The organism is Sphingobium fluminis (assembly GCF_037723805.1).
In the GTDB taxonomy this organism is placed as follows: domain Bacteria; phylum Pseudomonadota; class Alphaproteobacteria; order Sphingomonadales; family Sphingomonadaceae; genus Sphingobium.
On sequence record NZ_JBBJUK010000003.1, the window covers coordinates 394,999 to 411,008 of the forward strand.

Annotated in this window: 10 protein-coding genes; 4 read left to right on the forward strand and 6 right to left on the reverse strand. The window is 63.3% G+C overall.

The genetic code is table 11. From position 1 onward, the window contains the following. Positions 1 to 64: 64 nt before the first annotated feature. From WG907_RS11275 to glf, 5 genes are all read right to left on the reverse strand, one after another. Positions 65 to 1,054, reverse strand: a complete 990-nt coding sequence (locus WG907_RS11275) for a methyltransferase (protein ID WP_340232864.1) — start codon at positions 1,052 to 1,054, stop codon at positions 65 to 67. Continuing rightward, on the reverse strand, positions 1,051 to 1,875 hold the full coding sequence (locus tag WG907_RS11280; RefSeq protein WP_340232865.1) for a cyanophycinase: 825 nt from the start codon (positions 1,873 to 1,875) through the stop codon (positions 1,051 to 1,053). Before WG907_RS11280 ends, WG907_RS11275 begins: the two co-directional genes overlap by 4 nt. Further along, entirely contained in the window at positions 1,872 to 2,753 is an 882-nt protein-coding gene (locus WG907_RS11285; RefSeq protein WP_340232866.1) for an isoaspartyl peptidase/L-asparaginase, read from the reverse strand. The genes WG907_RS11280 and WG907_RS11285 overlap by 4 nt, the downstream gene beginning before the upstream one ends. Beyond that, on the reverse strand, positions 2,740 to 5,490 hold the full coding sequence (gene cphA, locus WG907_RS11290) for a cyanophycin synthetase (RefSeq protein WP_340232867.1): 2,751 nt from the start codon (positions 5,488 to 5,490) through the stop codon (positions 2,740 to 2,742). The genes WG907_RS11285 and cphA overlap by 14 nt, the downstream gene beginning before the upstream one ends. Before the next feature lie 206 nt (positions 5,491 to 5,696). Continuing rightward, complete coding sequence (gene glf, locus WG907_RS11295) at positions 5,697 to 7,934, reverse strand: UDP-galactopyranose mutase (RefSeq protein ID WP_340233056.1); 2,238 nt, start codon at positions 7,932 to 7,934, stop codon at positions 5,697 to 5,699. A gap of 293 nt (positions 7,935 to 8,227) precedes the next feature. Between glf and WG907_RS11300 the strand changes: the two genes are divergently transcribed. Then, positions 8,228 to 10,423, forward strand: a complete 2,196-nt coding sequence (locus WG907_RS11300; protein WP_340232868.1) for an SDR family oxidoreductase — start codon at positions 8,228 to 8,230, stop codon at positions 10,421 to 10,423. Between the two features lie 59 nt (positions 10,424 to 10,482). Further along, a complete protein-coding gene (locus WG907_RS11305) occupies positions 10,483 to 11,580 on the forward strand; it encodes a patatin-like phospholipase family protein (protein ID WP_340233058.1) in 1,098 nt (365 codons plus the stop codon). A gap of 50 nt (positions 11,581 to 11,630) precedes the next feature. Here the strand turns inward: WG907_RS11305 and WG907_RS11310 are convergent, their stop codons facing one another. Further along, positions 11,631 to 14,300, reverse strand: coding sequence for a coiled-coil domain-containing protein (locus WG907_RS11310; protein ID WP_340232869.1), 2,670 nt, complete (start codon positions 14,298 to 14,300; stop codon positions 11,631 to 11,633). Positions 14,301 to 14,380: 80 nt separating this feature from the next. Between WG907_RS11310 and WG907_RS11315 the strand changes: the two genes are divergently transcribed. Next, complete coding sequence (locus WG907_RS11315) at positions 14,381 to 14,683, forward strand: Hpt domain-containing protein (protein ID WP_340232870.1); 303 nt, start codon at positions 14,381 to 14,383, stop codon at positions 14,681 to 14,683. A gap of 87 nt (positions 14,684 to 14,770) precedes the next feature. Then, complete coding sequence (locus tag WG907_RS11320; RefSeq protein ID WP_340232871.1) at positions 14,771 to 15,937, forward strand: hypothetical protein; 1,167 nt, start codon at positions 14,771 to 14,773, stop codon at positions 15,935 to 15,937. The last annotated feature ends 73 nt before the right edge of the window (positions 15,938 to 16,010 follow it).

Sequence of the window (16,010 nt, forward strand, 5' to 3'; positions counted from 1 at the left end):
TGGATCGTGAGGGCGGTTCCTCACTATCATATTGATCGCCATCAACTTTCGGCCGTTTGCCGGATCATGCTGAGGGCTTCGTCATGATGGCGGCCACGACCGCGATCCTGTCGACGTCCTGATAGTCGGGATTTTCGAGTTCTTCGCCAAAGACGTCGGGATCCAGTTCGTCATAGCGCAGGCGGCAGTCCAGCTCGATCGCGAGATCAACGAGCGCTGCTTTCAAAAGATCGGCGCCATTGACGATCGCGCTGCCAGTGTAAAGAATGCACTGCCCACCGGGCTTGAGCGCGCTCAACGCCGAACGCGTCATTTCCAGCGAGATCTGCCCGCCTTTTTGCTCGCCCCCATCCCGATAGGCACGCCGCGCGGGATCGATGACATAGGGCGGATTTGCGATGGCGAGGTCGACCAGTCCATCAAATCCGTCCAGATTGCGCCCCTCACGCGCGGTTATGGCAAGGCCAGCAGCCTGCGCATTGACCTGCGCCAGTTCGAGGGCGCGGCTGTTTATGTCGGTCATGAAGACCTCGGCCGCCGGCGTCATGTCGGCCGCAACGATCGCCCCAACGCCTGAGCCGGTGCCGATGTCGACGATCCTCGCTGCCGGGGCGAGCGGGGTTCGCGCCAGTTCGCGGCTGACAAGATCGGCGAAACGATAGCTGTCTGGCCCAAGGAAGACGGCGTCTTCGGCATCCGTCGGATAGGCCGAATGCAGGAACAGCCTGTGGTGAACGGCCGAAACCCGCACGCGTGACCGGTACATCCCCGAACCCGCCTCATCCAGTGCGCCGGCGTTGCGAAGCAGGCTTTCGACCTGCGGATCGATCGTGCCCGGCCCAAATGGCATGCTCCAGCCCAGCACGTCGTGCAGGCTATGGCCAGGCTGCCCGACGCGCCTTGCCAGCACACGCCGATGGCTGGCGGGGCTGATGGTCACGAAACGATACTCGATCGCATAGAGGTAGCGAAGGAGACTGAGCAGCGCGGACGACCGCTCATGGCCGGCCTTATCGTATGGCACCGTTGGGCCGTCGAGCAGGCGCTGGATCATGATTGTTCATCCGCCCGGTCGGTGTCGGACAGCGGGCCGGGCCTGCGTCGGCCAATGTCGAACATATCCCCGGCGCTCAACACATGCAGGCGAACGTCGTGCATGGATAAAGTCCTTTCGGGTCGCGCTTCCGATATGTTCGACCGGGTGACGCCCGAGCCATCGACGACATAGGCGGCTCCCGCCCCGATCACAGTGAAACTCTGGTCGGTCACGATGATCGCCGTATCCTCGTCTATCCCGACGCCGATCACGCGCGGATTCTGCGCGACTGCGCCGAGCAGACGCCCGATCCTGCCGCGCTCGGCAAAATGCTGATCGATGATCGCGCCGGAAACGAGGCCCAGCCCGGGCGCCATGTGCAGATCGCCGATCCGGTGAGTCTCGCCGCTCGCTCCCTTGACCAACATGATCTCGCTCATCGCCGCCGCACCGGCCGACGTGCCGGCGACAAGGCCGCCGCGCGCGTGCAGATCGCGCACCATCGCCTCGATCGGCGTATCGCCAATCTGGCTGGATATGCGCAACTGGTCGCCGCCGGTGAAGAAAATGCCGCCCGCATCCTGGAACGCGTCGCGGACTCGATCGTCATGGCTTTCCGCGCGATCATGAATGTAAAGTTCGACCATTTCCCCAACCCCAAGATCGGCAAATGCGGTATGGTAAGTCTCGAAATATCCCTCGGGCTTATGGCTTGCGATGGTGGCGATGATCAGCTTCTTGCCTTTGACGGCGGCGGCGATCGCCTTGAGTATGACGCGCTGGCCCTCCTTTGCCTCATGACCCCCGATGATAATGAGTGGGCCGCATGTAGCCGTCATGAATAATATTCCTTCAGCTCATCCGCATGCGTTCCCGCCCGGACGCCGTCGATCCAGTGCGCCGCCACCGCGATCGAAAAACATTCGCTATTATGGGCGACGCCAAAGCCGCCTGCCGGGTCGACGACGATGACGCCGGCCTCGCCCCCGGTCCGTGACAACTTTCCGATGGCAAGGCCGGCGGCGGCGGTCGGCCCGCCATTTTGCAGCGCGAACATGGCGTGCGCCGCGAGCATTCCTCGCGAAATATGTTCGCCATCCCCGGACAATGCGGCTGCACCCTGATGGTCGTCGGCATAAAGGCCGCAGCCGGGAAGGGGGGTGTCGCCGACGCGGCCCACCATCTTGCCCTCCAGGCCACCGGTCGAACCCGCTACTGCGACATGGCCGCGCTGGTCGCGCGTGACGCATCCCACCGTATCGCAGCCGCCCGAATTCGCCGATGCGGGAGACGCTGGACAATCGAGCGCTGCCTCCGCGCCAAGCCGATCGGCAAATCGACGTGCCCCGTCGCCGACGAGCAGCGTGGGGACTTCATCGAGTAGCGCTCGCGCCACGCTCACAGGATGGCGCACACCGCGAAGCGCGGCGACCCCACCTATGGCAAGAGTCTCGCCATCCATGATCACCGCATCCATTTCGACGTCGCCTTCGCAATTGCAGACCGAGCCGGTGCCGGCGTTGAACTGGGGCAAATTCTCCAATACACGCACGGCCGCTTCGGCGGCGTCCAGAGCAGTGCTTCCTGCCGCGAGCAATTGACCGCCTGCCGCTGCCGCCTCACGGCATCCGTCGGCGAACAGGGCGCGATCCTCGTACGGGATCGCGCGCGCCCCGCCATGGACGAGGATCGTCCATGCGCCATCATGCGTCGACATCAAGCGTCTCCCTTTTTCCAGCATCGGCAGGCCTGAATGTTTTCACCTGGCTGTAGGTTTCATCGATCCGGGTCGGAAAAAGCACCACAAGATCGCCTGGAGCCGCCATGGCGAGGCAGGCCTGCACCGCGTCATGCTCCTCCAGCACGAAGTCGATCCGGCCGGGCTCAGCGCCCGCCTTCAACGCCCCCCGTTCCAGCAGCCGCAAGACGTCGCCACGTGGCCGGCCCCGACCATCAGGGCCCTCACGGAACACGATCCGGTCGAACATCGGCGCCGCGACCGCGCCCATATCGACGATATCCTCGTCCCGCCGATCGCCCGGCATGCTGACCATGCCGATGGTTTTTCCTTCGTCGCCCTTCAACTGCGTGAGACAATCGCCGAGCGCCCGCATGCTGGCGACATTATGGGCATAATCGATGATGACCATGAACGGATGATCGTCCAGCACGTTGAAGCGGCCGGGATTGTCCGCGAAGTCGGACGTGAAGCCCCGCAGCGCGGACGATATCGCGGCGGGCGCCACGCCCAATGCTATCGCGATGGCACTGGCGGCAAGCGCATTTTCGACATTGAAGGCGGCGGCTCCGCCGAGCGTCGCGGGAATTTCATGCGCCGCGAGAATGAAGGTCGAACGCTCCTCTTGGCGAAGACACAGCCGCGCCTCACCGTCACTGCTGTCGAGCAGGAGGGCGCGGCCGCCACCCCGAAGATGAGCGGCGAGCGTCGGATGGTCCTGCGAGGCTTTGGTGCTGAACCAGATGATCCGGCCACGGCTCCGCCGTGCAAGCGCGCGCGTGCGGCGATCGTCGAAGTTCAGGACCGCCGCTCCCCGTTTGGCGACGCTGCGAATGACGACGGATTTGACCGCTGCCAGATCATCGAGCGTATCGACGCCGCCGATACCCAAATGGTCCTCGCTGATGTTCAGGATCGCACCGACTGAGCAATAATCGAACCCGAGCCCCTCGCGCAGAATGCCGCCGCGCGCGGTTTCGAGAACAGCGACATCCACTGCAGGATTTTGCAGCAGCATCCTCGCGCTTTTGGGTCCGCTGGCGTCGCCGGCCCTGATCAGCAAGTCATTTATGTAAACGCCGCTGGTCGTGGTCAATCCGACGGTAGGATATTGCGATCGGAGGATCGTTGCGACCATACGGGCGGTGGTGGATTTGCCATTGCTGCCGGTGATCGCCACGATCGGTATCCGCGAGGGTGCGACCTTTGGAAACAGCATCGCCAGGACGGGCGCGGCGACGTCGCGCCCCACGCCCTGCGACGGCGCAAGATGCATGCGGAAACCGGGAGCGGCGTTGACTTCCACGATGCCGCCCCCGGTTTCCTGCACCGATCGGGTGATGTCGGGAGACAGGAAGTCGATGCCGGCGACATCGAGCCCGATTGCCGCCGCCGCCAGTTGCGCCACCATCGCGTTGTCGGGATGAATATTGTCAGTTCGGTCGATCGCCGTACCGCCGCTCGAAAGATTGGCTGTGCCGCGCAGGAACACGGTTTTTTGCGCCACCGGAACGTGGGACAGACGATATCCTTGCTTTTTCAGCATGTCTTCGACGGCAGTATCGACCCTGATCCGGGTCAGGTTGCTCTCATGGCCGACGCCGCGCCGGGGATCGCGGTTGATCTGGTCGATCAGCGCCTCGATGGAATGGATGCCGTCGCCTGTCACATGGGCGGGAACCCGCTCCGCGACGGCGACGACTTTCCCGCCCACCACAAGGATTCGGTGGTCATTCCCCGGCAATTGCTGCTCGACGATGACCCGGGCACTAATGCACGCCGCGATGTCGAAGGCGTCGCCTATTTCCTCTGCCGACTGCAGACCGGTACTGACACCGCGGCCATGATTGCCATCGAGCGGCTTGACGACAAGCGTGCCGCCTATTTTTCGGGCGGCGGCCTGTGCCTCTTCGCGGGATCGGACGATGACTCCGGCAGGTACAGGCAGGCCAGCGGCGGCGAGCAGGCCTTTGGTGGCGTCCTTGTTAGCGGCCAGCATAACCCCGATCTGAGACGTCCGTCCGGTGATGCTGGCCCTGATCCTCTGCTGCCGGCTGCCGAACCCGAAGAGGATGAGGCCATGCTGATCGAGGCGCGTCACCGGGATCATCCGCCTGCGCGCGGCCTCGACCAGGGCAGCGGTGCTTGGCCCGAGATCGGACGCCTTACGCAACGCCACGAGACCGTTCGTGACGGCGTCCAGATCCAGCGGTTGATCGGCGAAGGCCGTGGGTAAAAGCTTGGCGCCATCCCATTTGTCGAAAGGCGTCGGGAGCAAGGCCGTAACCAGATCGATCGCCGCGCGGGCGGCGGCAAGGCCGATTTTCTCGTTCCCGTATGTAAACAGGATATTGTAGACGCCCGGACGGCCGGCAACCGACCGGGTCTTGCCGCGCGTGACCGGACTGCCCGCCAAACTCTGCAATTCCAGCGCGACATGTTCGATCACATGGCCGATCCAGGTGCCGTCCCGCAGCCGTCGGGGGAAGCCGCCCAGCCCGCGACAACTGCAACCATGCTCGGCCAGCCCAGGAAGTGTGGCCAGCAGCCTGTCCGTGAAGTCAGGCAGCCGGTCCGTCGGCAAATCCTCCAGCCCGCCGAGATCGACGAGCAACCTGATCATCGGCAGGCGGCTGAACAGATTTGGTCCGCGATAGATGTTTCGCGACAACAGGCGCAAGGGTTCAGCCAGCAGGAAAGGACCATCAACTGTCATTATGGATCGCTTTTCGATTAAGGACCAAAACGCCTTACCGAACGGGCGCGTTCCAGCCGGACAGGGCAGGAGCGGCCTAATCATGCTAACCTGGGTAAAGTTCCTCCGGACGGGTTATCCTAAACGATCCGATCGCCAGCGCGGCACGCGGGCGCATCCCTACAGCCTGACATCCGGCACGGACTATTCGTGCCGGATGCAGAAGTTCAGGCTGCCTTGACCGCCGCAGCGTTGGTGCCTCGATTGTCGGCTTCCAAATTGCGGGTTGAAAACCGCCGGTAGGTTGCCAGTGCCTGACCCACGACCTGGTCCATATTATAATATTTATACGTCGCGAGCCGTCCGACGAAGCTGACGTCCGGCTGAGCCAGGGCCAACGCCTCATAGCGTTTGAAGAGCATCTGGTTTTCGGCGCGAGGTATGGGATAATAGGGGTCGCCCTCGGCGCTCGGATATTCGTAGGTGATGCTCGTCCTGCTGCATTCCTGGCCGGTCAGATGCTTATACTCGGTGACGCGAGTATAAGGAACGGCGGTCGACGGATAGTTTACGACCGCTACCGCCTGATATTGCTCCTGATCGAAACTCTCATGCTGGAATTGCAGCGATCGATAGGGCAGCTTGCCGTAACAAAAGCCGAAATATTCGTCGATCGGGCCGGTAAAGACGAGATGCGCATGGGGATAAGCCTCGCGCGCTTCGCAGAAATCGACGCCGAGCAGCAGGTCGATATTGGGATGGTCGAGCATGCGCTCGAACATGCGCGTATAGCCTTCGTTCGGCATCGCCTGGAAGCGATCGGTAAAGTAGCGATCATCGTCGTTGGTGCGGGTCGGCACGCGCGCGGTGACGGCCTTGTCGAGTTCCGACGGGTCCATGCCCCATTGCTTGCGGGTATAGCCCTGAAAGAACGTCTCGTAGAGTTCCCGGCCTACAGCCGCGATAACAACATCCTCGGACGTGCGAACCACATCGACCGGCTCAGCCCGGCTCGCCAAAAATGCCGCGGCATCCTCCTCGGTCCGCAGGTCCAGCCCGTACAGTAGGTTGAGCGTCGTTCGATTGATCGGCATCGGCACCAGCTTGTCGCCGACCGAAGCCAGCACCCGATGTTCATATTGCCGCCATTCGGTGAAGCGTGACAGATAATCGAACACGTCGGCCGAATTGGTGTGAAAGATATGCGGTCCATATTGGTGGATCAGAACGCCCGCATCATCCAGCCGGTCATAGGCATTGCCCCCGATATGGGGACGGCGGTCGACCACAAGCACGCGCTTGCCGCCATCGGCCGCAAGGCGTTCGGCCATGACCGCGCCGGCAAAGCCCGCGCCGACGACCATCACATCATAGGATTGTGGCCGGTCACCCGACGAGCCAGTGGGTGAAACCACCGGATGGACATGGCGGCTGCGCGCGACAGAATCCTCGATCAGCGTCGCCATGGAGTCCTGAACCCGATCCCAACTGTTCGACCCAAGCGCGTCGTCGACCGGAGCCAGCCACCCCCGCTGCCTGGAAAGAGCGAGTGCTGCATCGCACGCTTCCACGAAGCCATCGGGCGTTCCCGCGATGCCGACAGCCTCCATCTCGCCATAGTGGCGCACCACATCGGCGATTGGCGTCGACACGACGGGACAGCCGGCGGCGAGATATTCCGGCGTCTTGGTCGGGCTGATGAATCGGGTCGCGTCATTGATGGCGAACGGCATCAGCGCGACATCCCAACCACGCATATAATCGGGTAGCTGGTCGTAGGACCGGCCGCCAAGATAGTGAAGGTTGGATCTGCGGGGCAGATCGCCTTCGCTGATCTTCACCACGGGGCCCACGACCACGATCTGCCAGTCGGGCCGGGCGTCGGCGAGATGAGCGAGGAGGTCGAGGTCCATGCGTTCGTCAACGACACCGCAAAAGCCAAGCCGGGGGCCGATGGCGTGCGGCTGGTCGGCCGGATCGGCACCCGCGTCGCGCGCCTTGCCGAAATGCTTTACATCGACGCTCGATGGAAAGGCGTGAACGCTGCCATGGCGATTGCGCTTTACCTCGTAAAGGCTATAGCCTCCGGTAAAGACAAGGTCTGCCTGATGAAAAAGCCGCTCTTCCAGCGGCAGCAATTCGGGTGGTGCGCCGTGGAAATTGGCGAGCTCGTCCATACAGTCATACACGACGCAATCCGCGGCGATATGTTCGGAAAACGGCAGCATCATCGGCGTGTAATACCAGCGAAGCAGCTTTTCTTCCGGGGCTTGCGCAACCACCTCGTCCAGCATCGCCTTCAACATTCCGCACTCGGTGATAGTGTCCAAGCCGGCCGGCAGATGTGGTGTGACTATGGTCACGCCCGTTTTGGCGCAAAGATCGATGGCGAGATGCGGCTCGGCCGATCCGTAATTCGGCTCTTCCCAAAATAATATCCGCCAATCACGGCCGAAGCGACTCATCAAATGCTGCGGCCTTTGAAAGACAAAATTCCAACGAAGATGGCTAAAGCAAAGTAATAAACCTCGACTGGCCTTTACGTCGTTCGACAATAAGATTGACGTGCGAAGGTCAAGCTTGGCCATGGGTTACCTTTCTGGTGGATTAACGCGAGCATAACTCCCGCGATCTCGTGGAAGTTCCGGCAATTTTACGCCATTTATATTGATATGATCCATGTTATATTTTGATCATTTCGGGGGTAAACCTCAGTTAAGAGGTGTAAGGTCGCCGCGCGCACGCAGGGAGACGCACGATGAAGCCAACGGACATTGAGCTGTGGGGCGGACCGGAATGTACGGTCAACCGCGTGGGCGAAGCCTTTATCGATCAGTTCGATCGCTGTGGCCATGCGGCTCGGCCCAATGATCTGGCGCTCTTCGCCGATCTGGGCATAAAAGCGATCCGCTATCCGGTGCTATGGGAACATATGGCCGAAGGCGCGCGCGGTTGGGCATGGATGGACACCCAGCTGAACGCGCTGCGTCATCAGGGTATCCGGGTCATCGCGGGCCTCGTCCATCATGGCAGCGGGCCTGCGCATACCCACCTGCTGGATGATGAGGGTTTTGCAACGGGTCTTGCCGGACATGCCCGGCTGGCAGCGGAGCGCTATCCGTGGATCGGGGATTGGACGCCGGTCAACGAACCGCTCACCACCGCGCGTTTCTCCGCCCTGTACGGACATTGGTATCCGCATCATCGCGACGAGCGCTCCTTCTGGCGCGCGTTTCTCAACCAGATCGACGGCGTGCGCCTGTCGATGGGCGCGATCCGTGCCGTCAATCCTGCGGCGAAGCTCATCCAGACCGAGGATCTGGGGCGGACCTTCGCCACGGTGGCCGTTCGCGAACAGGCGGCGTTCGATAATCTGCGGCGATGGGCGACGTGGGACCTGCTTTGCGGCCGGGTCACGCCCGACCACCCGTTGTGGCGGAATATCGCGCGTCATGGGCTGAAGGATCGGCTGCGCGCGATCGCCGATGCCCCGTGCCCGCCGGACATGATCGGGATCAACCACTATCTCACCAGCGATCGCTTTCTCGACCATCGGCTACAGCGCTATCCCGGACATGTTCATGGCGGCAACGGCCGGCAACTCTATGCCGATGTCGAAGCGATACGGGTGCTGGAGCCACCACCAGCGGGACTGGCCGGAGTCGTGCAGGAAGCGTGGGATCGATACGGCATCCCGATCGCGATTACCGAAGTGCATAATGGCTGCACGCGTGAGGAACAATTGCGATGGCTCGCGGACGCGTGGGACTCAGCCGTTCATCTGCGCCAGTGCGGCGTGGACATTCGGGCAGTGACGGCATGGTCGCTATTGGGAAGTTGCGGCTGGAACACGTTGCTGACCGAACCTGGCGTCTACGAGCCGGGCGTGTTCGACGTCAGCGGGCCCAGCCCGCGGCCAACCGCGCTCGCCCCGCTCATGCGAGCGCTCGCCTCCGGCACCGCGCGGCATCCGCTGTCGACGGTTGCCGGCTGGTGGCGGCGTCCGACGCGGCTTGTCCACCCGGTCGTCCACCGCCCGGCTCGACTGCAGGATCATCAGGCGGCTCGCTCGACCGGTACGACGCCTGACGTTCGCCCCCTATTGATCTGTGGCGCTACCGGAACGCTGGGTCGCGCCTTCGCCCGCATATGCGACCAGCGAAACATTCCGTTCGTGCTTACGGATCGCCGCGCGCTCGATATCGAGGATGAGAGGCGCGTGGAAGCGGCGCTTGACCGGCATCAGCCATGGGCGCTGGTCAATGCGGCGGGGTGGGTGCGCGTCGACGAGGCGGAGGATGCGGTCGACGCCTGCCATGCCGCCAATATGACTGCGGCTATCGGCCTTAGCCGCGCGGCCGCCCGACGCGGGATAGCGACGCTCAACTTCTCGAGCGATCTGGTCTTCGACGGTCTGAAATCGACGCCCTATGTCGAAAGCGACTCGACGACGCCCCTCAACGTCTATGGCCGAAGCAAAGCCGGGATGGAGGAGGGAGTCCTCGCCCTGCCGGGTTCCCATCTGATCGTCAGGACGGCCGCTTTCTTCTCGCCGGACGACGCGTATAATTTCGCCCATGCTGTGGCCCAAACCCTGTCCAAAGGGCACCCATTTCTCGCCGCATCCGATCTCGTCATTACGCCAACCTATGTGCCGCACCTCGTCCATGCAGCGCTGGACCTGCTGATCGACTCGGAAAGCGGTCTCTGGCACCTGAGCAATGCCGAGCCCCTGTCCTGGGCCGCCTTTGCAACGCGGATCGCGGCGCAGCTTTCGCTGTCGCCCGATCTGGTGCGAGCGATGCCTGCGGCGGTACTGGATTATCGCGCCCCGCGCCCCGGCTATGTGCCGCTCACTTCCGAGCGGGCAACGATCCTACCTTCGCTCGACCGAGCCCTGCAGGAGTTCGCCAATTATTACGATCCGCGATCGCAGGAACGGAAGGCCGCCTAGGCCGACCGATCAGCGCGGATAAAGCCGCGATTCACGAAAGGACAGTTTATTTGGTCGAAATGAACAAGCCGCAGCAGGGACAAAAACCCGCCTCCACGAGTGCATCCGTCATATTGGGAGGCGGCGTTGGATTGGGGGCGTTCGAAGCAGGTGCGCTGGAGCATTTGCTGGCACGGCCCGATATAGCGATCCGCTCCATTTCCGGCGCTTCGATCGGAGCGATCAACGGCGCGATCGTGGCCGGCAACGCGCCAGCCGATCGCGTTCCGCAACTGCGCGCTTTCTGGGATGCCGTATCCGTCGAAACTTTTCCCAGCGCGTGGATCGATCCATTTGGGCTGGCGGCGAGCGGCCCCGTGCGAAATGCGCGAAACTGGGCCAATGCCTGCACGACCGCCTTAATAGGGGTCCCGTCGCTATTTTCCCTGCGCAGCATTTTGTCCGGGCGCGGCAAGGGGAAAAGCATCTACGACAATAGCTTAGCGACCAGAACGCTTGACCGGTGGATCGATTTCGATCGGCTGAATCGGGGCGACATCAGATTTTGTGCGGCGACGACCGACATCGAAAGGGGCGAGGCGGTCTTTTTCGACACGGCCAAAGGCGACCGGATCGGAGTGGAGCATATTCTGGCGAGCGCCAGCCTTTTGACTGCGTTCGAACCCGTGCGCATCGGCGATCGGCTGCTCGCCGATGGGGGATTGTGCTGCAACGTTCCGTTCGAAGCCGAAATCGGTCCGGCGCGTGATGGCGCCCCGGAGCCCCTTTGTCTTGCGATCGATCTCTTCACGCCGGGCGGGCCGGCGCCTACGGCGCTCAACAGGGTGGTGGAGCGTTCGCTCGACCTGATGTTCGGTATGCAGACCCGAATGCGTCTCGCGGCGCTGGAGCGCGAATGGGAGTGGCGGTCGCGGATATCCGGCGGCGCTGTGGTGGGGGAAGCGGGGGCAGGGGTCGACCTGCTTTACCTGCACTATCGTGCCGGACGGGAGGAGGCGGGCTTTGCCAAGCCATTCGATTTTTCGCCAGACACCCTTGCCGACCGGTGGCGTACCGGGCGACGATCGGCGGAAGACGCGCTCACCCTCTTGCCTTCCTTAGGGCAGTCAGGGCTGCGCGTGCATCGCCATGAGAGCGTCGGCCGGACGACGCTCTGAGTCCGCGCGGTCTTACCGGGGTTCGATCGGCATCGGGCGGCGTTGACGGCCTATTGGCGCAGCCGTTCGATGGCCTGTGCCAGCGCGACATACAGCTTGCCCATGTCGGAAGAGAGAATAGCGACACCCAGCGCATTGCCGTCGCGCGCCGACAGGATCACCCGCAACATTGATTCGAAGTCGTGAATATACCGGTTCACATGATCACGAAATTCCGCGTCCTCGTCATAATGAAGAACGATCTCGCGCGACTCCCCCGCGTCCAGAAGCTTCACCGCGCGGCGCGTGAAGACACCACGATCACCCTTCAGATAGGCTGACCAGCTGGAATCGGTGACGTCGTTGGACAGAATCTTCGCCACGTCGATGGCCGTACTGTTCAGCGATTCGATCAACAGCGCGGCGCGCCGCGAGAAATGGTCGCGATCCCGATTTTCCGCTGCCCGTTCGGCCTCTTCGATACGCTTGTCCACGGTTGCGCTGGTATCGGCGATGGTCAGCAACTGACGCATCAAACGGTCCGACGCCTGATGTGCCGCCTTTACCGCTTCCTCGGCAACATCCGCCAGTCGGGCGATCTGGGCAGTGACCCGCTCGTCGACCGCGTTGCGCATTGCTTCCTCGCTTGCGTCCGCCAGTGCTTGCGCTGCGTCCGGGATGGCCCGGCCCAGAGCCTGCCGCGCGCGTTCGGCCGCCTGATCCGCCGTATCCTTCACGCGCAGCAGCGCAGTGATGAGCAGGGGGCCGGCGCTTTCGGTGATGCGGGTCGCCCCCTGATGCGCGTGATCGAGCGCGGCGCGCAGATTTTCGACCTGCGCGCGATTGGCTTCAAGACCGCCCTGCGTGCTTTCGAGCCATTCGGTCAGGCGACGTCCCTGGCCGCGCAGCAGTTCCTCGGCCTCCTGCGTGCGGCCGACGAGGGCCTCGGAGATCGCCTCCAGCCGCTCCATTTCCGGCGCTGCACTCCCCAGCAGGACCCGGCTTGTCTCCAGCCGCGCATCGAACCGTTCGAGCGCCGCAGGGTAGGTTTCGTCCAGTTCGCGGACGCTCGAATCCAGCGCCATCAGCAATGTTTCGGCACAGCCGATCAGCCGCTCCGCCGTGACGCCGCCCCCTGTCAGCGCATTATCGATTCGCTGGGTTTCGGCAGTTAGATGCGCCAGCGCCTGGGTCAGCCGCTCGGTGCGCCCAAGCGCCGATGCCTCCATGGCGGCAAAGCGCCCTTCGGCGATATCCGCTGTGCTGGTCAGGCTTTCCTGAAGACCCGAAGCGAGTATCCGTTGGCCCTCCATGAGGTCGTTGAGGTGATGCAGGCGGCTTTCGACTTCGCCGATATTGTCGGTCAGCGCTGCCACGGTATCCACGCCGATCGCCGCGATACTGCTACGCGACCGGTCGACCAGCGAATCGAGCGCCGACGCCTGTTCGATCAAGCCCTCGCTCGTTTCCGCCAGGGCTGCGCGCGCATCCGCGAGCGTGGAGTCGAGCCGACGTTGCACGTCATTTTCCGCCGCCGCTGCATCGCGGGCGAAGCTGGCGGCGGCAGCCTCGCTGGCTGCCGCAATGCTGTTGTTCGAGCGTTCGATGAGCGCATCAAGTGTCGATGCCTGATTCGAAAGGCCATCGCCCGTTTCCGCCAGTATGACGCGGGCGCGTTCGAGCGTGACGTCGAGCTGCTGTCGCAGCACCGCTTCGACGGCGGATGCGTCCTGCTTGAATCCGGCAAGGGCGGCGCCGCTCGCCGCCGCGATACCGGTCTGCGTCCGTCCGACCAGCGATTCGAGCGCTTCGCCTTGTTCTTGGAGATCGGTCCGCGTCAGGTTCATCGCCGAGCGTGCGCTCTGGATGGTCGCGTCGATCCGGTTCGCGGCGATATCCGCCATGCCCGTGACTTCCTCGGTCGCCGAACGGGTCGACTCCTGAAGCTGATTAAGCTGGCTCGACAAGCTTTTCGTCGCCGCGAGGGTGCGTGCGCGGGCATCGTCCGACAATTCGGTGAGTGCCTGAAGGCGCGCCTCAAGCGTGTCGATTCGCTCGGACAGCGCGTGTCCGTTGTCCATCAGGCCGGCTGTCATCCGCGCTGCGCGCTCTTCCAGTTCCGGCATGGTCTCGATCAGCGAATCCATCCGCGCGACGAGCTGTGCGCCAGCGCGCTCCGCCGATGCGGCCTGGTCGGCCGTGCTTTGCGCCCGACCGGCGAGCAGTTCGGCCGACGCTTCCATATTACTGCTGGCGGCGGCACCATAATTGTCCAGCAGGGCAGCCTGATCCTGCATGCTTTGCCGCGCGGTCTCCAACTGGTCAGCAAGTCGGCCGAGCCGCAGTTCGAGAAGGTCCGCTTCGGTGCGAAGCGCGCGCGCGGTGTCGAGATAGCGACGCGCTTCCGTCCGGCTGTTGCGAGCGAGCAGCAGATAGCCGACGCCCAGCATAATGAGTGGCACGAGCAGGGTCGCGACAAGCGCCGGCCAGACCGCCGGGCCGCCGCGCCACTGACCGGATGCGACCGCGGCCCAGCAGGCAAAGCCCAGCCATGCCAGGCCCGCAAGCAGGATCGCGACGCGGCTTCGCTGCGCCGTGCGATCCGCAATGCCGACGGGCTCGTCCTCGTCAATGTCCAGAACAGCTTGTTTCAGCAGCAAAATTTCGTCCGCTTGTGATCCGTCATCTGCCGCGTCGTCGTCGCTGCGCCAAAATTCCACGATTGTGCTGCCCCCAGTCATGCCGACTATCCTAACATGTTTTCCGGGCGCGCAAATGGGCTTGTTACCAAAACTTAACTGGTGGTCGATAGCGTGAGGCCATGTCCTATGATCCTGGCGCTCTGGACGCGGCTCTGGCCGCTGCGGTTGGCGACGATGGCGCGCTGATTGCGGACCTGCGCGTCGCGTTTCTGGAAAGCGCGGCGCGGCACATCGATTTGCTCGGGCGGGCCCGATGCGACGCCAATTGGGCATTGTCGGCTTGGCGGATAAAGGGGCTCGCGGCCAGCTTCGGCCTGACCGGCCTGATGGCGCTGGCGGATGAGGCCGCGCAGTCCGCGCCCGGCGACCCCCAGATATTGCGCCGGCTGCGCATCGCTCTGGCGGCGCTCGAACAGGCCTGATTCTCCCTGTGGCGCGGCTTTGCTTGCGCGATCGGCCGCGACTTGCGAAAAGACGGGCTTCACAATGATCGGGCCGTTTCGCGAACCATGACTTTCGCCGCCATATTGAGCGCAACCCGGCCATCGGGCGATTCTCCCGCCATGCTGAGGGGGGCGCTGCACTTCGCCGGGCAGACGCTGGTCGAATATCAGGCGCGGCAGGCGGCGCGCGCGGGTGCGGATCGCATCATGATCGTCGTCAGCGTCATCACCCCGGCGCTGTCGCAGGCGGTTGATCGGCTGAGCAGCGATGGCATCGCCGTCGCTCTGATCCGGGACATGGTGTCGATGGTGCGTGACGCGCCGCGCGATCTCGACACGATCATGGTCGCCGACGGCGTAGTGGTGGCACAGACGCATTTCGAGGCGATGGCGCTGATGGAAGGCAATGCGCTGCTGGTCACGGACGACTCTCGCGCCAGTGCGCCGTTCGAGCGAATCGACGCAGGGCAGCGCTGGGCGGGCCTCGCCCGCGTTTCGCCGGCGCTGCTGTTCGGGACGCTGGACATGATCGGCGATTGGGACCTCGCGCTCACGCTCGTGCGGGCGGCCGTGCAAAATGGTGCGCGCCGAATCACCGTATCGCAGGAGGATTTGCTCGAGGGGCGGGTTGCGCTCGTCGAAGGGCAGCAACAGGCCGATCTTGTGGCGCAGGCGGTGACCTCGGCCTGCGCGAAAATGGGACGTCGACGCGGCGGGATCGAGCAATATCTGTTGGGTTCGGTAGCGCGCGTCGCGAGCCCGCCGCTCATGCGGATGCAGGTGCCGGCCATCCAGTTGCGGATTGCGTCTATGGCTGTCGGCGCCATCGCATTGCTCCCGATCGAACTTTCATGGCCTGGTACGGGACTGTGCCTGCTTCTCTTCGCATTATTGCTCGGCGGGATCGCGGATCGGCTGGATGAAATGGCGCTTCGACCGCCGCCGCTTGGCTGGACGGGATTTGTCGCGCCGGGCTTCGCGCTGGCCGGCATTGCCCTGGCCGGCGGTACGATAGCGGCGATTCATCTCGCTCTGCTGCTGGCAGTGGTTCAAATCGCGGATCGGTGGGGCCGGACCGGTCAGGCGGCGCCCTGGATGATTTTCACCCCCGGCACCGCGTTGCTGACGCTGGCCCTCGCCAATCTTTTCAGCCGTTTTTCTGTGGGCTTGGATGTCGCGATGATCGCAGCCATCGCATCGCTCGGGATCATGATTTTGCGGCGTCGCGACTGACCGAATTTTTACCCTTCAGGGTTTAGTGCATTTTAAGGACGCCGGCTTATTGTCGCCGGTATGACCGCCTACC